Raw genomic sequence first — 23,003 nt, forward strand, 5'->3', positions numbered from 1 at the left:
ATGGAAAACGAGAACAAGCTCAAGCGCGGGTTGAGTACAAGACACATCCGCTTTATGGCGCTGGGTTCAGCGATTGGCACCGGCCTGTTTTACGGCTCGGCGGACGCTATCAAAATGGCGGGCCCGAGCGTACTGCTGGCGTACATCATCGGCGGCGTGGCGGCGTATATCATTATGCGCGCGCTCGGTGAAATGTCGGTGCATAACCCGGCGGCGAGCTCTTTCTCTCGCTACGCGCAGGACTACCTCGGCCCGCTCGCTGGCTATATCACCGGCTGGACCTACTGCTTTGAAATCCTGATTGTCGCCATCGCCGACGTCACCGCGTTCGGCATCTATATGGGCGTCTGGTTCCCGACGGTGCCGCACTGGGTGTGGGTGCTGAGCGTGGTGCTGATTATCTGCGGCATCAACCTGATGAGCGTAAAAGTGTTCGGCGAGCTGGAGTTCTGGTTCTCGTTCTTTAAAGTCGCCACCATCATCATCATGATTGCCGCCGGTATCGGCATCATTATCTGGGGTTTCGGCAACGGCGGTCAGCCGACCGGCATCCATAACCTGTGGAGCAACGGCGGCTTCTTCGCGAACGGCTGGATTGGCACCGTGATGGCGCTGCAAATGGTCATGTTCGCCTACGGCGGTATTGAGATCATCGGCATCACCGCGGGCGAGGCGAACGACCCGGCGAAATCCATTCCGCGCGCCATTAATTCGGTACCGCTGCGTATCCTTGTGTTTTATGTCGGCACGCTGTTTGTGATCATGTCTATCTACCCGTGGAATGAAGTGGGCACCAACGGCAGCCCGTTCGTCCTGACCTTCCAGCATATGGGCATTACTATTGCGGCGGGCATCCTGAACTTCGTGGTGCTGACCGCCTCGCTGTCGGCGATTAACAGCGACGTGTTCGGCGTTGGCCGTATGCTGCACGGCATGGCGGAGCAGGGGAGCGCGCCGAAAGTGTTCGCCAAAACCTCGCGCCGCGGCATTCCGTGGGTGACGGTCGTGGTGATGTGCTTCGCGATGCTGCTGGCGGTGTACCTCAACTACATCATGCCGGAAAACGTCTTCCTGGTGATTGCGTCGCTCGCGACGTTCGCGACCGTCTGGGTGTGGATTATGATCCTTCTCTCGCAGGTGGCGTTCCGCCGCCGCCTGAGCGCGGATGAAGCCAACGCGCTGAAATTCAAAGTGCCGGGCGGGGTGGCGACCACCATTGTGGGCCTGATTTTCCTGGCCTTTATTATCGCGCTGATTGGCTGGCATCCGGATACCCGCATTTCGCTCTACGTCGGTTTCGCGTGGATTGCGCTGCTACTGGTCGGCTGGGTGTTTAAACGCCGCCGCGACGCCCGCCTGTCCGCGTAATTTCTCCCATCATCCCCGCCGCCTGGCGGGGATGTCGTTTTCGCTCTACGCTCACCTGAGATTCTCCGCCTCCCGTCTCCTCCCCCAATAAAATCCAGAATGAGGAAGGCGCGCGGTTGCCCGTGTGAAAAGATCGCCCCGTTTTCTGTCGATTAAGGATTAAGTGTATGTTGAATGCCTGGCATCTCCCCGTCGCGCCCTTTATTCGCAAGCAAGGGGAGACGTTACAGATAACCCTCTGGCTCAAGGGCGACGCGCTGCCGGAAACTGTCGTACTGCGCTATGAGCGCGATAACGAAGAAACGCCCTTTACCATGAAGCGCCTGCCAGGCGCGCCGCACCCGGAGGTCAGCGCGTGGCAGGCGAGCATTCCGCTCGGCGACGGCCAGCCGCGCCGCCGCTACGCCTTTAAACTGCTCTGGCGCGATCGCCAGCAGTGGTTCAGCCCGCTGGGCTTTAGCGAATTTCCGCCGGCCCGCCTGGCGCTGTTCGCGATTGACGCGCCGGACGACGGCCCGGACTGGGTGCAGGACCAGGTGTTTTATCAGATTTTCCCGGACCGCTTTGCCCGCAGCACGCCGCGCGGGGCGCAGCAGGACAAGGTTTACTATCACCACGACCAGGGACGCGACATCATCCTGCGCGACTGGCATGAGCCGGTAAGCCAGGAGGCGGGCGCCTCGACGTTTTACGGCGGCGATCTCGATGGCATCTGCGAAAAGCTTCCCTACCTGAAAAAGCTCGGCGTCACGGCGCTCTACCTCAACCCGATCTTTAGCGCGCCGAGCGTGCATAAATATGACACCGCCGATTACCGCCACGTCGATCCGCAGTTCGGCGGTGACGAGGCGCTGCTGCGCCTGCGCGAAAAAACGCGTGAGGCGGATATGCGCCTGATTCTGGACGGCGTCTTTAACCACACCGGCGACACGCACCCGTGGTTTGATCGCCAGAACCACGGCGCTGATGGCGCGTGCCATCACCCTGACTCGCCAACGCGCAACTGGTACAGCTTCACCGATGACGGCCACGCGTTCTGCTGGCTCGGTTACGACAGCCTGCCGAAGCTCGATTTCGCCGAGCGCGGCGTGGTGGAGGAAATTTACGCGGGCGAAGCGAGCGTGGTGAAACACTGGCTGAAAGCGCCGTGGAGTATCGACGGCTGGCGGCTCGACGTGGTGCATATGCTCGGCGAGCGCGGCGGGGCGAAAGAAAACCTGCGCCATGTTGAGGGCATTACGCGCGCCGCCAAAGCGGTTAATCCGCAGGCGTTTGTCTTTGGTGAGCATTTCGGCGACGCGCGCCAGTGGCTGCAAAACGACGCGGAAGACGCGGCGATGAACTACCGCGGCTTTACCACGCCGCTGTGGAGTTTTCTCGCGGGCGTGGATCAGGGCCTTGAGCCGCAACGGCTCGACGCCGCCGACTGCATCCGCTGGATGGAAGAGTACCGCGCGGCGCTGTCGCACCAGCAGCAGTTGCGGATGTTTAACCAGCTCGACAGTCACGACACCGCGCGCTTTAAGACGCTGGTTAACGGCGATCCGGCGCGTCTGCGGGCGGCGGCGGTATGGCTTTTCTGCTGGCCTGGCGTGCCCTGCATTTTTTATGGCGACGAAGTGGGCGTCGAGGGCGGCAACGATCCGTTCTGCCGCCAGCCGTTCCCGTGGGATAAGGCGCAGCAGGACGGCGAACTGCTCGCGCTCTATCAGCGCCTCGCGCGCCTGCGCCACCGCAGCCGGGCGCTGCGCGCCGGCGGGTGTCAGGTGATGTACGCAAAAGGCGACGTTATCGTCTTCGCGCGCGTCTTTCAGCAGGAGCGGGTGCTGGTGGCGCTCAATCGCGGCGCGGCCTGCGACGTGACGCTGGCGTTCTCGCCGCTGCTTGAGGGCAATACCTGGACGCGTGAAGAGGGCGACGGCGCGCTGGAAGGACAGGCGCTGCGGCTGGCGGCAGGAGCGGCGGTTATCTGGCGCGCGCGATAAGCGCACCGAAACGCGGTAAAGGAATACCGCTTTTCATTCAGATATGGGAAAGTAGCCGCACATCTGCCGCAGGGTCTGAAATCAATGGATGAGATTTTTGTGTTTGCTGCTCTGATTGCGCTGTTCTGCGTGGTCGTGGTGCCCATCATGGCCATCATGGCGCTCACGCGCAGCGCACGTAACGAAACCGAACTGCAGCGCCTGCGCGAGCGGGTAGCGACGCTGGAAGCGCGGCTTGAGGGCGCCCCGGCGGCGAGCGCGCCTGCGCCTGTCGTATCGTCTGCGTGGCAGGCGGCGCCTGCGCCTGTCACCGCTGCGGCTGAGCCTGTAAATGAACCTGAACCGACACCTGCGCCGCAGGCGGCTGATGCGCCGCCGGTCTGGTCGCAGGCGGTGCGGTCTGCGGCGAAACCGAAGACGCGTGACACTGCGCCGCGCCGCGAGACGCCGGTTCAGGAAAACGGCGGCGAGTCAGCTCTGGGCGGCGTGTTTTCAGGCCTGGCCCATTGGTTTATGCAGGGCAATCCGCTCGCCAAAATCGGCGTGATCCTGCTCTTTTTAGGGCTCTCTTTCCTCCTGCGCTATAGCGTCGAGCGCGACATGCTGCCGCTGGAGCTGCGCGTCGCGGGCGCGGGCGTCGCAGGACTGGCGCTGCTGGCGTTCGGCTGGCGGCTGCGGCATACCTCTCCCCTCTACGCGCTGATCCTTCAGGGCGGCGCGGTTGGCGCGCTCTATATCACCATTTTCGGCGCGTTCCGGCTCTGGCAGATGCTGCCGATGCCGCTGGCTTTCGGTTTGATGCTGGTCGTATGCGCCGCGAGCGTGGCGCTGGCGGTGCTGCAACGCGCATTAAGTCTCGCGATGCTGGCGAGCCTCGGCGGTTATCTCGCGCCGCTGCTGCTCTCTACCGGCGGCGGCAGCCATATCGCGCTGTTCTCATTCTATCTGCTGCTTTCCGTGGGCATCGCCGCCGTGAGCGTCTGGCAGCACTGGCGCGAGCTGAATCTGCTCGGGCTCCTGTTTACCTTCGGCGTGGCGGGTCTCTGGGGGATCAATGGTTATCAGCCGGATGAGTGGCTGAGCTGCCAGATCTTTTTAATCGCCAATATTCTGCTCTTCGGCGTGGTCTGCGTGGCGCTGTCGCTACGCGCGCAGCAGCAGAAGAAAATCGTCGACGGCGTGCTGCTGTTTGCGCCGCCGCTGATCGGGTTCGGGATGCAGTACGCGATAACCCGCCACTGGACCTACGGCCCGGCGTTTTCCGCGCTCGGTTTCGGGTTGGTCTATCTGCTGCTCGCTCGTTTCGCGCTGCGCCGCTACCCGCAGCACGGGCGCATACTGGCGATGGGCGGACTGGCGCTCGGCGGCGCGTTTGTCACGCTCGCCATTCCGCTGGCGCTCTCGGCACGCTGGACGGCGCTCGCCTGGGCGCTGGAAGGGCTCGGACTGCTGTGGTTCGGCATGCAACAGGCCCAGCGCCGCATGAGCTACAGCGGCAGCGCGCTGCTGGCGCTGGCGGCGGCGAGCGCGATGTACGCCTGGCTCGACGGCATCGCGCTGCTGAACGCGGCGTTTATCTGCGCGGTGCTGGCGCTCTGCTGGCTCGCGGGCGGCTGGCTGTGGCGTGAGCCGCAGCGACAGGTGAGCCGCGCGCATCTTGGCGCGGGTATCGCGTTCTGGCTGATGGCGCTGATCGCGGCGTCGCGCTGGGCGTTCCATGATGCCTCTACGGGCGTCGCCTGTACGCTTGCGCTGCTCGCGCTCTCCGCGTTGCTGTGGCGCGTGACCGCGCGTAAAGCCGCGTGGCCGGATCTTGGTCATGCCGTCTGGCTGCTGTGGCCGGGCATGACGCTGATGCTGCTGTGCCATCTGATGATTGACGGCGCGCTGGTCCGGGCAGGCTGGCACAGCCTCGTCTGGTGTCTGGCGCTGCCGTGCGCGCTGTGGCTGCTGCGCCGGGATGCCAGCGCGCTGCCGGTTCGTCTTCAGCAGGGGCTGCATCTGTCGCTGTTCTGGATGCTGCTGCTGGCCGTTGCTGCCGAGACCTGGTGGTTTACCGACAGCCTGCCGTGGGGCAGCGAGGCGTGGCAGACGGGGATTATTCTGGCCGTCAGCGCAGCCATCGTGCTGCTGGTGAAGGCGGCATTACGGCGGCAGTGGTGGCCGTTCGCGGCGTGGCCTGCGCTTTACAGCGGGCCGGGGCTCGCGCCGCTCGCGCCTGCGCTTGCGCTGTTACTGCTCACCGGCAATCTGCTCAATGGCGTGACGGCCGACTGGCCGTATCTGCCGTTGCTCAACCCGCTGGAGCTTGGCGCGGGCTTTGCGCTGCTGGCGGTGCTGAGCTGGTGGCGGCTGCTGACGCGCTTCTGGATGCCGCTTCTGCGCCAGGCGCAGCCCTGGGCGCCGCTCGCCTGGCTGGCGCTGCTGTTCTGGTGGGGCAACGGGCTGGTGCTGCGCACGCTCGCCTGGGCAGGCGACATTCCCTGGTATGCTGATGCGCTGTGGGATTCGCGCCTGGTGCAGACCACCTTCGCGCTGCTCTGGATGCTGCTGGCGTTGCTGGTCATGGTGCGCGCCACGCGTAAAGGCGCGCGGCAGGGCTGGTTCTGCGGCGCGGGGCTGCTTGGCGTAGTGATTGTGAAGCTGATGCTGGTGGACAGCGCTCATGGCGGCGGCCTCGCGCGCGCCGTGGCGTTTATCGGCGTCGCGGTGCTGGTGCTGATTGTGGGTTATTTTTCTCCGCTGCCGCCGAAAGCGGCGCAGCCGGTCAACACCCGTCAGGGAGAGTCAGAATGAAATCATACTGGATAGCCCTCGTCTGGGCGGTGGCCGCCGCTTGCGCGGCAGGTGATGACGCGTCAACCCGGGCGGAGAGCCCGCAGGCTTACGCGCGCGGCATGGAGCTCGCCGTCGAAGGGCAGTCGCCCTGGTATCAACTGGTATTGCCGGAGGCGGTCTATCAGCAGAGCGCCTTCCCGGATCTGCGTGATGTCCGCGTATTCAACGCGCAGGGCGCGAACTTGCCTTTCGCGCTGGAAACCACGACGCCGCCCGCGCCTGCGCCGCAAAGCGCGCCGCTGACGGTATATAAGCTCGAGGCGCAGCCGCAACAACCCACCCGCGAGGATGACCCGAACGCGGTGCTGCTGACCATGCCGTCGGGCGTGCAGGTTCGTCTGGAAAACTCGCCCGGCGAGACGATGAGCGCGAGCTGGCTTATTCCGCTTGGCGAAGGGCATGGCGAGCAGGTGCTGACGCAGCTGCGCCTCGCCTGGCCGCAGCAGGCGAAGGGCTGGCAGGCGCGGGTCGATATCCTCAGCAGCGAGGCGCTGCGCGACTGGCAGCCGGAAGTGACCGACGCGCCGCTGATGGATTTAACCTCGGGCGATCGTCGTCTGTTGCAGGACAAGGTGGATTTCAGTGACGGGCTGAGGCTCTCCGGCGCGAAATACCTGCTGGTGGTGGTGAAAAACGCCAGCGCGCCGCTCAGTTTTACCGCAGCGACCGGACAGTGGCAGGCGCCGCATCCGCAGCCGGTGCGCATACCGCTGCCCGCGCAGGGCGTGAAAACGCCCGACGACGCGGCGGTCTACCGCTGGTCGCGCCCGCAGCCGTTTGATGCGCTGACGCTGCGCCCGGCGCAGGAGAACGCCGTCGTGCCGGTAGAAATCGACTACCGCAGCGCGGACAACATGGCCTGGCAGCCGCTCGCCCGCACCGTGATTTACCGCCTGGCGGATCGCCCGGTGGTGAGGATCGCCCTGCACGGCGAGCTGATTTCCTCCCTGCGCGTGCGCGCTGTCAATCAGCGCTTCGGGGAGGCGCTGCCGGAAGTGACCGGCGAGCGTGATGAAAAAACGCTGGTGTTTAACGCTCAGGGGAGCGGTCCGTTCCTGCTCGCCTGGGGCAATGGCGCCGCACAGCCGCAGGCGCTCGCGCTGCAAACGCTGGTGCCGGGGCAGCGCAGCCTTGAGACGCTGCCTTACGCGCAGGCGGCCAGATCCGTGGCGCTGGGCGGCGATGCGCGGCTGGTCGCGAAAGACGCCGTCGCGCAGCGCAGCACGAGCTACACGTGGCTTATCTGGGCTGTACTGGTGGCGGGCGCCGCCGGGCTGCTGCTGCTCGCCTGGCGGCTGTGGCGGGAGATCCGCGGCGAAAAAGCGGCGTAATCAGAGGGTCTGCTGGCGCGCCATCTCCATCATACGCGGGTAGAAGCGCCAGAACTGGCGCTCCAGCGCGGCGTAATGGGTATCGAGATCGTCCCAGGAGTCGCGCAGGGCCGCCAGCTTCGGGCGGCGGCTCGCCATGCCGTTGAGCACGCGGGCGATAAAGTCCATTTCGCGGTAGCGCTCCATCCAGCGTTCGCGCCAGAGCACCTCGTTGAGGTTGACGAAACGCTCGGGCGCGTCGGGGAGCGTTGGCAGGATCAACGCGTGCGCATAGCCGACAAACTGGCCGAGCGGGAGAGCGGGCGAGATCTGCGCCCAGTGTCGCGAGAGAAAGTGATCCCACATCACGTCCAGCGTGACCGGGGCTACGCGGCGGGTTTCCGGGCGGAACCAGTCGCGCGCTTCACGGACTTCCGGCAGGTTATCGGTGAGTACATCCACGCGCCGGTGCATGTAAATTCCCGCCACGACATCCGCCGGGTAAAGCGCGTCCGGTTTGCCGCGCACAAAGTCCGCCATCAGGTTGCCGGGCAGCGAACTTTGCGCAAGATGCGCGAGGTGCAAATGGGCGAGAAAATTCATAACGATCCTTTCCAGAAAGAGAGATAAAGCGGCTTATCAGTTGCAGGGAGCGCGCCCCGGCACTAGACTAGCCGCCTGTTTTTTAAGTCAGAGTTCCAGCCATGCGTTTGACCGATTTCTCCTTTGAATTACCCGAATCCCTGATAGCTCACTATCCACAAGCTCAGCGCAGCGCCTGTCGCCTGCTGTCGCTCGACGGGCCGACGGGCGATCTCACGCACGGCACTTTCACCGATTTACTCGATAAGCTCAACCCCGGCGATCTGCTGGTCTTTAATAACACCCGCGTGATCCCGGCGCGCCTGTTTGGCCGTAAGGCGAGCGGCGGCAAGATTGAAGTGCTGGTGGAGCGTATGCTCGACGACCACCGCGTGCTGGCTCATATCCGCGCGTCCAAAGCGCCGAAGCCGGGCGCAGAGCTGCTGTTGGGCGATGATGAAAGCGTAAACGCGACCATGACCGCACGCCACGACGCGCTGTTTGAAGTGCAGTTTAACGACGAGCGTCCGGTGCTTGATATTCTCAACAGCATCGGCCATATGCCGCTGCCGCCCTATATCGAACGCCCGGACGAAGCGTCCGACCGCGAACTCTATCAGACCGTCTACAGCGAAAAACCGGGCGCGGTCGCGGCACCGACGGCGGGACTGCATTTTGACGAGCCGTTGCTGGCGCGCCTGCGCGAAAAAGGCGTTGAGATGGCGTTCGTGACGCTGCACGTCGGCGCGGGCACGTTCCAGCCGGTGCGCGTGGAGAGCATCGAAGATCATGTGATGCACTCCGAATACGCGGAAGTGCCGCAGGACGTGGTTGACGCGGTGCTGGCGGCGAAAGCGCGCGGTAATAAAGTAGTTGCCGTCGGCACCACATCGGTACGCTCGCTGGAAAGCGCGGCGCAGGCCGCGACAGACGCGCCGATCGCGCCGTTTTTCGGCGACACCCAGATCTTTATCTACCCGGGCTATCAGTATCAGGTGATCGACGCGCTGGTGACGAACTTCCACCTGCCGGAATCGACGCTCATCATGCTGGTGTCGGCGTTTGCGGGCTATCAGCACACCATGAACGCCTACCGCGAAGCGGTAAAAGCGGAGTATCGCTTTTTTAGTTACGGCGACGCGATGTATATCACGTACAATCCGCAGGCCATTTTCGAGCGTCCGGGCGAATAACCGGGCGCTTGCCGCTTTTTTCTCTCTCCTTAACCGGAGAGGGCCGGGGTGAAGGGGGCCTTCACCCTGTAACATTAATCATCAGACTGTCTCTCTGATGTGGAGAAAAACGTGAAATTCGAACTTGATACGACCGATGGCCGCGCACGCCGCGGCCGCCTGGTATTTGATCGCGGCGTGGTGGAAACCCCGGCGTTTATGCCTGTGGGCACTTACGGCACCGTTAAAGGCATGACGCCGGAAGAAGTGGAAGCCACCGGCGCGCAGATTATCCTCGGCAACACCTTTCACCTCTGGCTGCGTCCTGGCCAGGAGATCATGAAACTGCACGGCGACCTGCACGATTTTATGCAGTGGAAAGGCCCGATCCTGACCGACTCCGGCGGCTTCCAGGTCTTCAGTCTGGGCGATATCCGTAAAATCACCGAGCAGGGCGTGCATTTCCGCAACCCGATCAACGGCGATCCGATTTTCCTCGACCCGGAAAAATCGATGGAGATCCAGTTCGATCTCGGCTCTGACATCGTGATGATCTTCGACGAATGCACGCCGTACCCGGCTGACTGGGACTACGCGAAGCGCTCGATGGAGATGTCGCTGCGCTGGGCGAAACGCAGCCGCGACCGCTTTGACAGCCTCGGTAATAAAAACGCGCTGTTCGGTATTATTCAGGGTAGCGTTTACGAAGATTTACGCGATATCTCAGTTAAAGGTCTGGTAGAGATAGGCTTTGATGGCTACGCTGTCGGCGGCCTGGCTGTCGGCGAGCCGAAGGAAGATATGCACCGCATTCTGGAACATGTCTGCCCGCAGATCCCGGCAGATAAACCGCGCTACCTGATGGGCGTGGGCAAACCGGAAGACCTGGTCGAAGGCGTACGTCGCGGCATTGATATGTTCGACTGCGTAATGCCGACGCGTAACGCTCGCAATGGCCATCTTTTCGTCACCGAAGGCGTGGTGAAAATCCGCAACGCGAAGTACAAAAGCGATACGGGGCCGCTGGATCCTGAGTGTGATTGCTATACCTGTCGCAATTATTCACGCGCCTACTTGCATCATCTCGACCGTTGCAACGAAATACTGGGCGCGCGTCTTAATACCATTCATAACCTTCGCCACTACCAGCGCTTAATGGCTGGTTTACGCAAGGCTATTGAAGAGGGTAAATTAGAGCACTTCGTCGCGGATTTCTACCAACGTCAGGGGCGGCCGGTGCCACCGTTGAACGTTGATTAATTTAATAATGAGGGAATTTGAATGAGCTTTTTTATTTCTGATGCGGTAGCCGCTGGCGGTGCGCCGGCTCAGGGCAGCCCGATGTCACTGATCCTGATGCTGGTGGTATTTGGTCTGATCTTCTATTTCATGATCCTGCGTCCGCAGCAGAAGCGCACCAAAGAACATAAAAACCTTATGAGCTCTATCGCGAAAGGCGATGAAGTGCTCACAAACGGTGGTCTGGTCGGCCGCGTGACCAAAGTAGCGGAAAACGGCTACATTGCTATCGCCCTGAACGACACCACTGAAGTGGTTATCAAGCGTGACTTCGTCGCAGCCGTCCTGCCGAAAGGCACCATGAAGGCGCTGTAATCCATTGTTTTCCCAAAGGGAACTGCCGTGTTAAACCGTTATCCTTTGTGGAAGTACCTTATGCTGGTCGTCGTGCTTCTCGTCGGCCTGCTTTATGCACTTCCCAACCTGTATGGTGAGGATCCGGCTGTTCAAATCACTGGCGCGCGCGGCGTCGCCGCCAGTGATCAAACGCTGGTCCAGGTCCAGAATACGTTACAAAAAGAAAAAATCTCCGCGAAATCTGTGGCTCTGGAAGAGGGCGCCATTCTTGCGCGCTTTGACTCCACCGATACTCAACTGCGCGCTCGCGAAGCGCTGATGAGCGCGCTGGGCGATCAATTCGTCGTTGCGCTTAACCTCGCGCCTGCCACCCCACGCTGGCTCACCACTATTTCCGCTGAACCAATGAAGCTGGGTCTTGACCTGCGCGGCGGCGTGCACTTCCTGATGGAAGTGGATATGCAAACCGCGCTTAGCAAGCTCCAGGAGCAGAACATGGACGGCATGCGCAGCGATCTGCGCGATAAAGGCCTGAACTGGACTAACGTCCGTAAAGCTGAAAACTACGGCATGACGATCCAGTTCCGCGACGGCGACACCCGTGACGCCGCGGTTTCTTATCTGACTGCCCGTCATCGCGATATGGTTATCTCAAGCCAGGGTGATAACAGCCTGCGCGCGGTGCCGTCTGATGAACGTCTGCGCGAAGCGCGTGAATATGCCGTTCAGCAGAACATTAATATCCTGCGTAACCGCGTTAACCAACTGGGCGTCGCTGAGCCGCTGGTACAGCGTCAGGGCACCGACCGCATTGTGGTTGAACTGCCGGGTATTCAGGACACCGCGCGCGCCAAAGAGATCCTCGGCGCGACCGCGACGCTTGAATTCCGTCTGGTTAACAACTCTGTCGACCCTTCTGCCATCGCCGCGGGCCGTATTCCTGGCGATTCCGAAGTGAAGATGACGCGTGAAGGCCAGCCAGTGGTGCTGTACAAACGCGTGATTCTGACCGGCGATCATATTACCGATTCCACCTCCGGCGTTGACCAGTACAACATGCCGCAGGTGAATATTTCGCTCGACAGCTCGGGCGGCAATATCATGTCCAACTTCACCAAAGACAACCTGCGTAAACCGATGGCGACGCTCTTTGTGGAATATAAGGACAGCGGTAAGAAAGACGCTAACGGGCGCAGCATTCTGGCGAAAGACGAAGAGGTGATTAACGTCGCGACCATTCAGGCGCGTCTTGGTCAGAACTTCGTGATTACCGGCATCGACAATGCGAACGAAGCGCGTCAACTCTCGCTGCTGCTGCGTGCGGGCGCGCTGATTGCGCCGATCCAGATTGTAGAAGAGCGCACCATCGGCCCGACGCTGGGTATGCAGAACATCACTCAGGGTCTGGAAGCGTGTCTGGCGGGCCTCGCGGTCTCCATCCTCTTCATGGTCCTGTTCTATAAGAAGTTCGGTCTTATCGCCACCTCGGCGCTGCTGGCGAACCTGGTGCTGATCGTCGGCATTATGTCGCTGCTGCCGGGCGCGACGCTGACCATGCCGGGTATCGCGGGGATTGTGTTAACCCTTGCGGTCGCGGTCGATGCGAACGTACTGATTAACGAGCGTATTAAAGAAGAGCTCAGCAACGGTCGTTCGGTCCAGCAGGCGATTGATGAAGGCTATCGCGGGGCGTTCAGCTCCATTTTCGACGCCAACATCACGACGCTGATTAAGGTCATCATCCTGTACGCAGTGGGGACCGGCGCGATTAAAGGGTTTGCTATCACGACCGGTATCGGCGTGGCGACCTCCATGTTCACCGCTATTGTCGGTACCCGTGCCATTGTAAACCTGTTGTACGGCGGCAAACGCATCAACAAGCTGTCTATCTGAGGAGTGCGTTGTGGCACAGGAATATACTGTTGAACAATTGAACCACGGCCGTAAAGTCTATGACTTTATGCGCTGGGACTACTGGGCCTTCGCCATTTCCGGCCTGCTGCTTGTCGCCTCGATTGTGGTGATGGGCGTGCGCGGCTTTAACTGGGGCCTGGATTTCACTGGCGGTACGGTCATCGAGATAGCGCTGGAAAAACCTGCGGATCTGGATTTAATGCGCCAGTCGCTGGAAAAGGCGGGCTTTGAAGAGCCGCTGCTGCAGAACTTCGGCAGCAGCCGCGACATCATGGTACGTATGCCGCCAGCACCGAGCGAAACCGGCGGTCAGACGCTTGGCAGCAAAGTGCTGAACGTGATTAACGAAGCCACCGGCCAGAACGCGGCGGTGAAGCGTATCGAGTTCGTCGGTCCGAGCGTAGGCGCGGATCTCGCCCAGGCGGGCGCGATGGCGCTGCTGGTCGCGCTGATTTCCATTCTGGTATACGTCGGATTCCGCTTTGAGTGGCGTCTGGCGGCGGGTGTGGTTATCGCGCTGGCGCACGACGTTATCATCACGATGGGCATACTGTCGCTGTTCCAGATAGAGATTGACCTGACCATCATCGCCTCGCTGATGTCGGTCATCGGTTACTCGCTGAACGACAGCATCGTGGTCTCCGACCGTATTCGTGAGAACTTCCGCAAAATCCGTCGCGGTACGCCTTACGAAATCTTTAACGTGTCGCTGACCCAGACGTTGCAAAGGACGTTGATCACCTCCGGCACCACGCTTGTCGTGATCCTCATGCTGTACCTGTTCGGCGGCGCGATGCTGAAGGGCTTCTCGCTGACCATGCTTATCGGCGTGTCCATCGGTACGGCGTCGTCGATTTACGTCGCGTCCGCGCTGGCGCTCAAGCTCGGCATGAAGCGTGAACATCTGCTGCAGCAGAAGGTGGAAAAAGAGGGCGCCGATCAGCCCTCCATTCTGCCGTAATCGCCTGAGACGTTACGTGACAGTAAAAACCGCAGGTTTTGGCCTGCGGTTTTTTTTCGCCTTGATGATGCGCCGTGCGCGTTGCAGGCAGCAGGTTTGCTCGCTATTTGTCACCCGCGCCCATAAAAAAAGCCAGCATACGCTGGCTTTTTCATTGAGCTTGTCAGGCTCAGAAGTTGTAACCGACGACCAGGTAACCACCCCAACCGGTAGAGCGGGTGTTGTAGTTGGTGAATGCCAGTTCGGCATCGTCGTTCCACTGGCCGCCGTTGTGCCAGTAACGCGCCACTACAGAGTAGTGCCAGTGATCGTAGTTCAGCGCCAGGATATGGCTGGAGGCGATGGAGTCGTTCGTGCGGGCCTTCACGCCATTGAGCGCGTAACCGCCTTTATCGCCGAGGTCTGAACCCCAGTCAAAGTTAGTAAAGCCGATATAGCTCAGGTTGCCGCCCCACAGCTGGGTGATCGGCACAAAGTATTTCACTTTGAAGCGGTAGCCATCCCACTCGTTTTCATTCGGGGCGCCGTAGTTCTGCCACTGGTATTTGGCATAGACGTTCAGGGAGAGGCTCATCGGCAGGCCGGTGTCGATATCGGTGCCGAGGCCCATATACCAGGTGCTCTGTTCCTGAGAGTCGTTACGACCCATATCATAGATATAGTTGTTGGCGAAGTACCACTCTTTGAACGGGCCGAACGCCAGGCTGGTGCCGGTCAGTTTGTCGATGGAGAAACGCGGTTCGATCTCCATAAACAGCGGGGAACCCTTGTTCCAGATCCCTTTGGCATCGCGGTTGCCGCCGAAGAATACCGGCGCATCCAGGTAGCCATAGAAATCAAACCAGTCTTTTTTCGCGAAAGCTTCATATTCCAGATAGGTATCGTTGCGGATGGTCGGTCCGAAGCGGGTGTGGTAGCTGCCCACGACGTTCACGCTCTGGTGCCACCAGTCGGAAACAAACTCGCTATTGCTGGTTTCTGCCGCACTGGCAGTAAAAGAGGTGGAGAGCGCCAGGGCTGCACCGGCAGCTAAAACAATTTTTTTCATAATAGAGCCACTGTTTTAAGGAAATCCCCATTTCTGGGTGGAGTAAAGCTTTCGCATTTGGCGGGCTGGCCGCCACCGCATAAATTGTGCTGCCTATTATAAGTATCCAGCCTCACAAAAATATGTGGCATTTCACATTCTTGTCATGTACGTAATCGATTGCGTTCACGTTTGCGTACATCGGAAAGCGGATTCTAACGGCATAAGGGAACTCTGCCAACATTCGTGGTGCCACTTTTTATGGAAATGGCGGCAAAAGACGGAAGTTAACGGCGTGAGAACGCAAGAGGGCGCAGCGGCGCGAATGTAACAAATGGTGCGCCGCTGGCTAAGGGAGCATTACGGCGCGACGACGGCGTCGCTGGCGATAAGCGGCTGGATATCATGCACGCGGATAAAACCCAGTTGTTCTGGCGTAATACCACTAAGCGTCAGTGGAATCGAAACGTCGCCTGGCGCCAGCGTGCTGGCAGGCGCGCTGAACGGCTGATTCTGCACGTTCACTTCCTGATAGTTTTCCGTCGTGCCCTGCAGCTGGCCCCATTCTACGGTGCCGGTAAAGGCGGGCAGCGGTTCGTTGGATTCACTCTGAATAAATAGCGCCGCCTGCGTGCCGTTCGCGCCTGCCGAGACGTTGCGCAGCGACATTTTCAGCATCCCGAGCTGACTGCTGAGGCGCGCCGGAGTGTTCGAGCCCGGCAACAGGTAAACACCGCTTTGCGATTTTACATTCAGCGCGTTCTGCTGCGTGATTTTGACGGTTTCCTGCTTCAGCTTCGTCATTTCGTGATTCAGCGTGCTGACATTCTGGTGCATCTGGCGCACTTCGCTTTGCGGGGCGCAGGCGCTCAGGGCCAGGGTGCTGCCTGCGATCAGCCATTTCAGATAACGTGTTGTCATTGTTCGCTTTTCCTGAAAAAGGTGAGGTGCAGTAATGGTAGAGCCTGGCGGCGCGTCTGGCATAGCGCCTTTGTCTCAAAATGGTTGCGTCTTTGTAGTCCCGCCAGTTCAGGGTAAACTGTTGTTCAGTTAACTTTTTCAGTCAGGAAGCGCTATGCATTGCCCGTTCTGTTTCGCCGTTGACACTAAAGTGATCGATTCCCGCCTGGTGGGTGAGGGCTCCTCGGTACGCCGTCGCCGCCAGTGCCTGGTGTGCCATGAGCGTTTCACGACGTTTGAGGTGGCCGAGCTGGTGATGCCGCGCGTGGTGAAAAGCAACGACGTGCGCGAGCCCTTTAACGAAGACAAACTGCGCAGCGGCATGCAGAAAGCGCTGGAAAAGCGTCCGGTCAGTTCCGACGACGTCGAAATGGCCATCAACCATATCAAATCCCACCTGCGCGCCACCGGCGAGCGCGAAGTACCGAGCAAACTTATCGGCAATCTGGTCATGGAACAGCTCAAAAAGCTCGATAAAGTGGCGTATATCCGCTTCGCCTCGGTCTACCGCAGCTTTGAAGATATCCGCGAATTCGGCGAAGAGATCGCCCGCTTACAGGATTAACCGATGTCCGACGAATTTTACATGGCGCGCGCGCTCACGCTCGCGGGCCAGGGACGCTTTACCACACACCCCAACCCGCGCGTAGGCTGCGTTATCGTTAAGGATGGCGCGATTGTCGGCGAAGGCTTCCACCTGCGCGCAGGCGAGCCGCATGCGGAAGTCCACGCGCTGCGTATGGCGGGCGACAGGGCGCGCGGCGCGACGGCGTATGTCACGCTGGAGCCGTGCAGCCATCACGGACGCACGCCGCCGTGCTGCGACGCGCTGATTAACGCGGGCGTCGCGCGCGTCGTCGCGGCGATGCAGGACCCGAACCCGCAAGTGGCGGGGCGCGGGCTCTATCGTTTGCAGCAGGCGGGCATCGACGTCAGCCACGGGCTGATGATGAGCGAGGCCGAGGCCCTGAATAAAGGTTTTCTCAAGCGCATGCGCACCGGCTTTCCGTTTATTCAACTCAAGCTTGGCGCGTCGCTTGACGGGCGCACGGCGATGGCGAGCGGTGAAAGCCAGTGGATAACCTCGCCGCAGGCCCGGCGGGACGTGCAGCGTCTGCGCGCCGAAAGCCATGCTATCCTCACTACCAGCGCCACCGTGCTGGCGGACGACCCGTCGATGACCGTGCGCTGGGACGAACTCGGCGAAGACACGCAGGCGCTTTACCCGCGTGAAAACCTGCGCCAGCCGCTGCGTATCGTGCTTGACCGTCAGAATCAGGTGACGCCCGCACACAGGATTGTCAATCAGCCTGGCGAAACCTGGCTTGCCCGCGCCACCCCTGACGACGCCGTCTGGCCTGCGGGCGTTGAACAACTTCCGACGCCGGTACATAACGGCAAGCTGGATCTCGTCCTGCTGATGATGCAACTGGGCAAACGCCAGGTGAACAGCCTGTGGGTGGAAGCGGGCCCGCAGCTCGCCGGCGCGCTGCTCCATGCCGGTCTGGTGGACGAACTTATCGTGTATATGGCCCCGAAACTGCTCGGCAGCGAGGCCCGCGGGCTTTTCGCGCTGCCAGGCCTTGAGCGACTCTGCGACGCGCCGCGTCTGGAATTTCGCGACGTCGTACAGGTCGGCCCCGATTTGCGCCTGCGCCTCGCGCTCGCCTGACGGCGGGACGTAAAACGTAAGCAGTGCGCGAAAGAGTATGATAAAATCCGCCCCCTGCGGGGGCTACATAACCCTAAGGTAAGAGTATGAACATTATTGAAGCTACCGTTGCTGCCCCGGACGCTCGCGTCGCCATCGCCATTGCGCGTTTCAACAACTTCATCAATGACAGCCTGCTGGAAGGCGCGATCGACGCCCTGAAACGTATTGGTCAGGTAAAAGATGAAAACATCACCGTGGTGTGGGTGCCAGGCGCTTACGAGCTGCCGCTGGCGGCACAGGCGCTGGCGAAAACCGCAAAGTATGACGCGGTTATCGCGCTCGGTACGGTGATCCGCGGCGGCACTGCGCATTTCGAATACGTTGCGGGCGGCGCCAGCAATGGTCTGGCCCACGTGGCGCAGAACAGCGAAATCCCGGTAGCTTTTGGCGTACTCACCACTGAAAGTATTGAACAAGCCATCGAACGCGCTGGCACCAAAGCCGGTAACAAGGGCGCCGAAGCGGCGCTGACCGCGCTTGAAATGATTAATGTCCTGAAGGCTATCCAGGCCTGATTTTTTTGTAAGGGGAATTCCGTGAAACCTGCTGCTCGTCGCCGCGCCCGTGAGTGTGCCGTCCAGGCGCTTTACTCCTGGCAGTTGTCCCATAACGACATCGCCGATGTTGAATACCAGTTCCTGGCGGAACAGGATGTCAAAGATGTGGACGTGATGTATTTCCGCGAACTGCTCTCCGGGGTGGCGACCAACAGCGGCTATCTCGACGGCCTGATGAAGCCGTACCTGTCCCGTCAGCTCGAAGAGCTGGGCCAGGTGGAGAAAGCGGTGCTGCGCATCGCGCTGTTCGAACTCTCAAAACGTGACGATGTGCCGTACAAAGTGGCCATCAACGAAGCGATTGAGCTGGCGAAAGTCTTCGGTGCCGAAGACAGCCACAAGTTCGTCAATGGCGTGCTCGACAAAGCCGCGCCGTATATCCGCCCCAACAAAAAGTAAAATCCGCCTGCCATCGGCAGGCGAGACCTGGCGCTCGTTTTCTTTTACCGTTCTGTGCGTCAGACGGGCAAAAAGCTGGCGATTGTCTACTATGGTCATCAATGCGAAGAACCTGCTGTTCTTCGTCTGCTGTCTGAGGCCGGGCTTCCGGCCTTTTCTTCTTTTCTCTTGTGTTGAGGCATAACCCTATGGCATGCGGCGAGTTTTCCCTGATTGCACGTTATTTCGATCGGGTCAGAAGCTCTCGTCTTGATGTTGAAACCGGCATCGGTGACGACTGCGCGCTGTTAACCGTGCCGGAGAAGCAGACCCTGGCGATCAGTACCGACACGCTGGTATCAGGCATTCACTTTTTACCGGATATCGATCCGCGCGATCTCGGCTACAAGGCGCTGGCAGTCAACGTGAGCGATCTGGCGGCGATGGGCGCCGACCCGGCCTGGCTGACGCTGGCATTAACCCTGCCGGAGGTCAATGAGCCCTGGCTTGAGGCCTTCAGCGACAGCCTGTTTGAACAACTCAACTATTACGATATGCAGCTTATCGGCGGCGACACCACGCGCGGCCCGCTGTCGATGACGCTTGGCATTCACGGTTTCGTCCCGGCCGGACGGGCGCTGAAACGCTCGGGCGCGCGGCCTGGCGACTGGGTCTACATCACCGGCACGCCGGGCGACAGCGCCGCGGGGCTTGCGATTTTGCAGCAGCGCCTGACACCAGAGAACGACCCCGATGCCGACTATCTCATTAAACGCCACCTGCGCCCGACGCCGCGTGTGTTGCACGGTCAGGCGCTGCGCGGGCTGGCGAGCGCGGCTATCGATCTCTCCGACGGGCTGATTTCCGATCTCGGGCACATCCTCAAGGCAAGCGACTGCGGCGCGCGCATCGATCTTGACGAAATTCCGTATTCAGCCGCAATGACGCGCAACACCACGCCGGAACAGGCGCTGCGCTGGGCGTTGTCGGGCGGCGAAGATTACGAACTCTGCTTTACGGTGTCGGAGATTAATCGCGGTGCGCTGGAGGTGGCGGTGAATCATCTCGGCGTGCCCGTGACCTGCATCGGACAGCTGACCACTGCTGCCGAAGGCATGGTTTTTTTACGCGATGGCGCGCCGGTAACGCTCGACTGGAAAGGATATGACCACTTCGAAACGCACGTTTAATAAGGATGTCGCTAAAAGCCGGCTGAATTTACGCAACCCCTGGCACCTGCTCGCCACGGGCTTTGGCAGCGGTTTAAGCCCGTGGGTGCCGGGCACGATGGGCTCGCTTGCCGCGATCCCGTTCTGGTATCTGATGACGTTTCTGCCCTGGCAGCTCTACTCGCTGGTGGTGATGTTCGGCATCAGCCTCGGGGTCTATCTCTGCCATCAGACCGCCAAAGACATGGGCGTGCACGATCACGGCAGCATCGTCTGGGATGAGTTTATCGGCATGTGGATAACGCTCATGGCGCTGCCCACCCACGACTGGCAATGGGTCGCCGCCGGGTTTGTGATTTTCCGTATTTTCGATATGTGGAAACCCTGGCCTATCCGCTGGTTTGACCGCAACGTTCACGGCGGCATGGGGATCATGGTGGATGACATCGTGGCAGGGATTATCTCGGCGGGCCTGCTCTACTGGATTGGCCATCACTGGCCCATCGGCCTGATTTAAAACCGTCAGCCCTCGCTTCTGAGGGCTGATTTTTTTTGGCTTATTTAAACCCAACGACCGGATGCGCTTTATAAGGCGTTTCCAGCTCGGCCATCTCCTCGCTGGTGAGCGTCACCTCAACCGCTTCGATCAGCTCCTGCAACTGCTCCTCGCGCGACGCGCCGATAATCGGCGCGACAACGCCCGGTTTGCTCAGCAGCCAGGCGAGCGCCACCTGCGCGCGGCTGACGCCTTTATCCTGCGCGATATACGCCAGCCGTTCGGCGATCCTGGCGTCGTTCTCTTCGGTTTCGCTGTAGAGCGTTTTGCCAAATTCATCAGACACCAGCCGCGCCGTGGTTTCGCCCCACGGACGAGTGAGACGGCCACGCGCCAGCGGGCTCCACGGGATAACGGCCACGCCTTCGCGATAGCAGAGCGGCAGCATCTCCTGCTCCTCTTCGCGATAAATCAGGTTGTAGTGGTTTTGCATGGTGACGAACGGCGCCCAGCCGTTCTCTTTTTGCAGGTTCAGCGCCTGTTCGAACTGGTGCGGATGCATGGAAGACGCGCCGATATAGCGCGCTTTACCGGCTTTCACCACCTCGTTTAACGCCTCCAGCGTCTCTTCAATCGGCGTGTCGTAGTCCCAGCGGTGGATTTGTAGCAGGTCGACATACTCCATGCCGAGGCGGCGCAGGCTGTCGTCAATGGAGCGCAGGATCTGCGGGCGGGAGAGCCCCTGCGGCAGGTCGCCGACCTGGTGATAGACCTTGGTGGCGACAACGACATCCTCGCGGCGTGCGAAATCGCGCAGCGCGCGCCCGACGATCTCTTCGCTGCTGCCGTCGGAATAGCTGTTGGCGGTGTCGAAAAAGTTAATGCCGCCATTGAGGGCGTGTTTGATGATAAGGCGGCTGCTTTCTTCGGGGAGAGTCCAGGCGTGGTTACCGCGGTCCGGCTCGCCAAATGTCATACAGCCCAGGCACAGACGGGAAACCTGAAGGTCGGTTTTTCCTAATTGCTTGTATTGCATGGTTCCGCTCCTGCTTTAGGGTCACAAAGGTACCTTTAAGCATAGCAGGAGCGGAAACGAAGCAGAGGTCAGGCGAGCCAGTCGCGCACGCGCCGCGTGATGCCGTCGGCGGTAAGGCCAATCTCCGCGCGCGCTTCGTCCTGGGTGCCCTGCGGGATAAAGTGATCCGGCAGACCGAGATTCAGCACCGGCACCGGTTTACGCTTCGCCATCAGCAGCTCGTTAACGCCACTGCCTGCGCCGCCCATAATGGCGTTCTCTTCGATCGTCACCAGCGCCTCGTGGCGTTCGACAAGCTCCATGATCAGCGCTTCATCGAGCGGTTTCACAAAGCGCATATCCACAAGCGTCGCGTTGAGCGCTTCGGCGGCCTGAGTGGCCTCCGGCAGCAGCGTGCCGAAGTTGAGCAGCGCCACTTTTTCGCCGTGGCGTTTCACCACGCCTTTGCCAATCGGCAGTTTCTGGAGCGGCTCCAGCGTGACGCCAAGCGCATTGCCGCGCGGGTAACGGACAGCGCTCGGGCCGTCGTTGTAGTGATAGCCGGTAAACAGCATCTGGCGGCACTCGTTCTCATCGCTCGGCGTCATGATGACCATATCAGGGATGCAGCGCAGATAAGAGAGATCGAACGCGCCCTGATGCGTCTGACCATCGGCACCGACGATGCCCGCGCGGTCAATCGCGAACAGCACCGGCAATTTCTGGATAGCGACGTCGTGGATAACCTGGTCATAGGCGCGTTGCAGGAAGGTAGAGTAAATAGCCACCACCGGCTTATAACCGCCAATCGCGAGACCCGCCGCGAAGGTGACCGCGTGCTGCTCGGCAATCGCCACGTCGAAATATTGCCCCGGATACTGGCGGGAGAACTCGACCATGCCGGAGCCCTCGCGCATGGCGGGGGTGATCGCCATCAGCTTGTCGTCTTTCGCCGCGGTTTCACACAGCCAGTCGCCGAAAATTTTCGAATAGCTCGGCTGGCCGCCGCTGCTTTTCGGCAGCGTGCCGCTTTCCGGATCGAATTTCGGCACCGCGTGGAAAGTAATGGGGTCTTTCTCGGCGGGTTCATAACCACGACCTTTTTTGGTCATGATATGCAGGAACTGGGGGCCTTTGAGGTCGCGCATGTTTTTGAGCGTATGCACCAGGCCCAGCACGTCGTGGCCATCTACCGGGCCGATATAGTTAAAGCCCAGCTCTTCAAACAGCGTGCCCGGCACCACCATCCCTTTGATGTGCTCTTCGGTGCGCTTGAGCAGTTCTTTGATGGGCGGCACATTGGAGAAGACGCGTTTGCCGCCTTCGCGAAGCCGTGAATAGAGCTTGCCGGAAAGCAGCTGCGCCAGATGGTTATTCAGCGCGCCGACGTTCTCGGAAATCGACATTTCGTTGTCGTTAAGGATAACCAGCATGTCCGGGCGAATATCGCCCGCGTGGTTCATCGCCTCGAACGCCATGCCGGCCGTGATGGCGCCGTCGCCAATCACGCAGACGGTGCGGCGGTTTTTCTCCTCGCGCGCCGCGGCGACGGCGATGCCGATGCCTGCGCTGATGGAGGTGGACGAGTGGCCGACGCTTAACACGTCATACTCGCTCTCGCCGCGCCACGGGAACGGGTGCAGGCCGCCTTTCTGACGAATGGTGCCGATGCGGTCACGGCGTCCGGTCAGAATTTTATGCGGGTAGGCCTGATGGCCCACGTCCCAGACCAGCTGGTCGAACGGCGTGTTGTAGACGTAATGCAACGCCACGGTAAGCTCCACCGTGCCAAGCCCGGAGGCGAAGTGTCCGCTTGAGCGGCTCACGCTGTCGAGCAGGTAACGACGCAGCTCGTCGCACAGCTTCGGCAGACTCTCTTTTGGCAACAGGCGCAGCTGTGCAGTGGAGTCCACCAGCGCCAGGGTCGGGTATTTGGCAGTATCAAAACTCATCAGAGACTC

20 protein-coding genes are annotated in these 23,003 nt (G+C 60.6%); 15 read left to right on the plus strand and 5 right to left on the minus strand.

Annotation, left to right across the window (positions count from 1 at the left end; genetic code table 11):
• From proY to AFK67_RS04910, 4 genes are all read left to right on the plus strand, one after another.
• Complete coding sequence (proY, locus tag AFK67_RS04895) at positions 1–1,368, plus strand: proline-specific permease ProY (RefSeq protein ID WP_007720405.1); 1,368 nt, start codon at positions 1–3, stop codon at positions 1,366–1,368.
• 167 nt (positions 1,369–1,535) lie between these two features.
• Positions 1,536–3,353: a maltodextrin glucosidase gene (gene malZ, locus AFK67_RS04900; RefSeq protein WP_007720404.1), complete on the plus strand. Its 1,818-nt coding sequence runs from the start codon at positions 1,536–1,538 to the stop codon at positions 3,351–3,353.
• An 84-nt stretch (positions 3,354–3,437) separates the two neighbouring features.
• Entirely contained in the window at positions 3,438–6,149 is a 2,712-nt protein-coding gene (locus tag AFK67_RS04905) for a DUF2339 domain-containing protein (RefSeq protein WP_007720397.1), read from the plus strand.
• Positions 6,146–7,522, plus strand: a complete 1,377-nt coding sequence (locus AFK67_RS04910; RefSeq protein WP_007720395.1) for a DUF3999 family protein — start codon at positions 6,146–6,148, stop codon at positions 7,520–7,522. Before AFK67_RS04905 ends, AFK67_RS04910 begins: the two co-directional genes overlap by 4 nt.
• On the opposite strand, the gene acpH is transcribed toward AFK67_RS04910, so the two are convergent.
• Complete coding sequence (gene acpH / locus AFK67_RS04915; RefSeq protein WP_007720394.1) at positions 7,523–8,104, minus strand: ACP phosphodiesterase; 582 nt, start codon at positions 8,102–8,104, stop codon at positions 7,523–7,525.
• Positions 8,105–8,205: 101 nt separating this feature from the next.
• Between acpH and queA the strand changes: the two genes are divergently transcribed.
• The 5 genes from queA to secF all read left to right on the plus strand — a co-directional run bounded on the left by queA (position 8,206) and on the right by secF (position 13,726).
• Positions 8,206–9,276 carry a tRNA preQ1(34) S-adenosylmethionine ribosyltransferase-isomerase QueA gene (queA, locus tag AFK67_RS04920; RefSeq protein ID WP_007720392.1) on the plus strand — a complete coding sequence of 357 codons (1,071 nt, stop codon included), beginning with the start codon at positions 8,206–8,208 and terminating at the stop codon, positions 9,274–9,276.
• Positions 9,277–9,387: 111 nt separating this feature from the next.
• Positions 9,388–10,515 (plus strand): tRNA guanosine(34) transglycosylase Tgt, encoded by a 1,128-nt coding sequence (tgt, locus tag AFK67_RS04925; RefSeq protein ID WP_004387763.1) that lies wholly within the window; start codon positions 9,388–9,390, stop codon positions 10,513–10,515.
• A gap of 21 nt (positions 10,516–10,536) precedes the next feature.
• Complete coding sequence (gene yajC / locus AFK67_RS04930) at positions 10,537–10,869, plus strand: preprotein translocase subunit YajC (RefSeq protein WP_007720388.1); 333 nt, start codon at positions 10,537–10,539, stop codon at positions 10,867–10,869.
• 27 nt (positions 10,870–10,896) lie between these two features.
• Positions 10,897–12,744, plus strand: coding sequence for a protein translocase subunit SecD (gene secD, locus AFK67_RS04935; RefSeq protein WP_071602754.1), 1,848 nt, complete (start codon positions 10,897–10,899; stop codon positions 12,742–12,744).
• Between the two features lie 10 nt (positions 12,745–12,754).
• Positions 12,755–13,726 (plus strand): protein translocase subunit SecF, encoded by a 972-nt coding sequence (gene secF / locus AFK67_RS04940; protein WP_007720385.1) that lies wholly within the window; start codon positions 12,755–12,757, stop codon positions 13,724–13,726.
• 169 nt (positions 13,727–13,895) lie between these two features.
• On the opposite strand, the gene AFK67_RS04945 is transcribed toward secF, so the two are convergent.
• Both AFK67_RS04945 and AFK67_RS04950 read right to left on the minus strand, forming a co-directional pair.
• On the minus strand, positions 13,896–14,774 hold the full coding sequence (locus AFK67_RS04945; RefSeq protein WP_007720382.1) for a nucleoside-specific channel-forming protein Tsx: 879 nt from the start codon (positions 14,772–14,774) through the stop codon (positions 13,896–13,898).
• 339 nt (positions 14,775–15,113) lie between these two features.
• Positions 15,114–15,674, minus strand: a complete 561-nt coding sequence (locus AFK67_RS04950) for a SadB/YajI family lipoprotein (RefSeq protein ID WP_007720380.1) — start codon at positions 15,672–15,674, stop codon at positions 15,114–15,116.
• A gap of 154 nt (positions 15,675–15,828) precedes the next feature.
• Between AFK67_RS04950 and nrdR the strand changes: the two genes are divergently transcribed.
• The 6 genes from nrdR to pgpA all read left to right on the plus strand — a co-directional run bounded on the left by nrdR (position 15,829) and on the right by pgpA (position 20,048).
• Positions 15,829–16,278, plus strand: a complete 450-nt coding sequence (gene nrdR, locus AFK67_RS04955) for a transcriptional regulator NrdR (RefSeq protein WP_007673903.1) — start codon at positions 15,829–15,831, stop codon at positions 16,276–16,278.
• Between the two features lie 3 nt (positions 16,279–16,281).
• Positions 16,282–17,385, plus strand: coding sequence for a bifunctional diaminohydroxyphosphoribosylaminopyrimidine deaminase/5-amino-6-(5-phosphoribosylamino)uracil reductase RibD (gene ribD, locus AFK67_RS04960; protein WP_038884086.1), 1,104 nt, complete (start codon positions 16,282–16,284; stop codon positions 17,383–17,385).
• An 86-nt stretch (positions 17,386–17,471) separates the two neighbouring features.
• Complete coding sequence (gene ribH, locus AFK67_RS04965) at positions 17,472–17,942, plus strand: 6,7-dimethyl-8-ribityllumazine synthase (protein ID WP_038864365.1); 471 nt, start codon at positions 17,472–17,474, stop codon at positions 17,940–17,942.
• Between the two features lie 21 nt (positions 17,943–17,963).
• Positions 17,964–18,383 (plus strand): transcription antitermination factor NusB, encoded by a 420-nt coding sequence (nusB, locus tag AFK67_RS04970; RefSeq protein WP_007720376.1) that lies wholly within the window; start codon positions 17,964–17,966, stop codon positions 18,381–18,383.
• A 188-nt stretch (positions 18,384–18,571) separates the two neighbouring features.
• The gene (gene thiL, locus AFK67_RS04975) at positions 18,572–19,552 is read left to right on the plus strand and encodes a thiamine-phosphate kinase (RefSeq protein WP_038884084.1); all 981 of its coding nucleotides are present in this window, start codon (positions 18,572–18,574) and stop codon (positions 19,550–19,552) included.
• Entirely contained in the window at positions 19,527–20,048 is a 522-nt protein-coding gene (gene pgpA / locus AFK67_RS04980; protein WP_007720372.1) for a phosphatidylglycerophosphatase A, read from the plus strand. The genes thiL and pgpA overlap by 26 nt, the downstream gene beginning before the upstream one ends.
• Positions 20,049–20,088: 40 nt before the next feature.
• Here the strand turns inward: pgpA and AFK67_RS04985 are convergent, their stop codons facing one another.
• Together AFK67_RS04985 and dxs are read right to left on the minus strand one after the other, a co-directional pair.
• Entirely contained in the window at positions 20,089–21,063 is a 975-nt protein-coding gene (locus AFK67_RS04985; RefSeq protein ID WP_007720371.1) for an aldo/keto reductase, read from the minus strand.
• Between the two features lie 68 nt (positions 21,064–21,131).
• A complete protein-coding gene (gene dxs / locus AFK67_RS04990) occupies positions 21,132–22,994 on the minus strand; it encodes a 1-deoxy-D-xylulose-5-phosphate synthase (protein WP_038884081.1) in 1,863 nt (620 codons plus the stop codon).
• Between the last annotated feature and the right edge of the window lie 9 nt (positions 22,995–23,003).

The sequence above is a fragment of the Cronobacter dublinensis subsp. dublinensis LMG 23823 genome (genome assembly GCF_001277235.1).
Lineage (GTDB): Bacteria > Pseudomonadota > Gammaproteobacteria > Enterobacterales > Enterobacteriaceae > Cronobacter > Cronobacter dublinensis.

What these genes read in the sequence shown, in the direction of transcription:
- thiL (WP_038884084.1), top strand. Translation starts at nt 18,572, where the DNA reads ATGGCATGCGGCGAGTTTTCCCTGATTGCACGTTATTTCGATCGGGTC.
- queA (WP_007720392.1), top strand. Translation starts at nt 8,206, where the DNA reads ATGCGTTTGACCGATTTCTCCTTTGAATTACCCGAATCCCTGATAGCT.
- AFK67_RS04910 (WP_007720395.1), top strand. Translation starts at nt 6,146, where the DNA reads ATGAAATCATACTGGATAGCCCTCGTCTGGGCGGTGGCCGCCGCTTGC.
- AFK67_RS04950 (WP_007720380.1), bottom strand. Translation starts at nt 15,674, where the DNA reads ATGACAACACGTTATCTGAAATGGCTGATCGCAGGCAGCACCCTGGCC.
- ribH (WP_038864365.1), top strand. Translation starts at nt 17,472, where the DNA reads ATGAACATTATTGAAGCTACCGTTGCTGCCCCGGACGCTCGCGTCGCC.
- AFK67_RS04905 (WP_007720397.1), top strand. Translation starts at nt 3,438, where the DNA reads ATGGATGAGATTTTTGTGTTTGCTGCTCTGATTGCGCTGTTCTGCGTG.
- dxs (WP_038884081.1), bottom strand. Translation starts at nt 22,994, where the DNA reads ATGAGTTTTGATACTGCCAAATACCCGACCCTGGCGCTGGTGGACTCC.
- pgpA (WP_007720372.1), top strand. Translation starts at nt 19,527, where the DNA reads ATGACCACTTCGAAACGCACGTTTAATAAGGATGTCGCTAAAAGCCGG.
- nrdR (WP_007673903.1), top strand. Translation starts at nt 15,829, where the DNA reads ATGCATTGCCCGTTCTGTTTCGCCGTTGACACTAAAGTGATCGATTCC.
- AFK67_RS04985 (WP_007720371.1), bottom strand. Translation starts at nt 21,063, where the DNA reads ATGCAATACAAGCAATTAGGAAAAACCGACCTTCAGGTTTCCCGTCTG.
- ribD (WP_038884086.1), top strand. Translation starts at nt 16,282, where the DNA reads ATGTCCGACGAATTTTACATGGCGCGCGCGCTCACGCTCGCGGGCCAG.
- AFK67_RS04945 (WP_007720382.1), bottom strand. Translation starts at nt 14,774, where the DNA reads ATGAAAAAAATTGTTTTAGCTGCCGGTGCAGCCCTGGCGCTCTCCACC.
- acpH (WP_007720394.1), bottom strand. Translation starts at nt 8,104, where the DNA reads ATGAATTTTCTCGCCCATTTGCACCTCGCGCATCTTGCGCAAAGTTCG.
- malZ (WP_007720404.1), top strand. Translation starts at nt 1,536, where the DNA reads ATGTTGAATGCCTGGCATCTCCCCGTCGCGCCCTTTATTCGCAAGCAA.
- yajC (WP_007720388.1), top strand. Translation starts at nt 10,537, where the DNA reads ATGAGCTTTTTTATTTCTGATGCGGTAGCCGCTGGCGGTGCGCCGGCT.
- proY (WP_007720405.1), top strand. Translation starts at nt 1, where the DNA reads ATGGAAAACGAGAACAAGCTCAAGCGCGGGTTGAGTACAAGACACATC.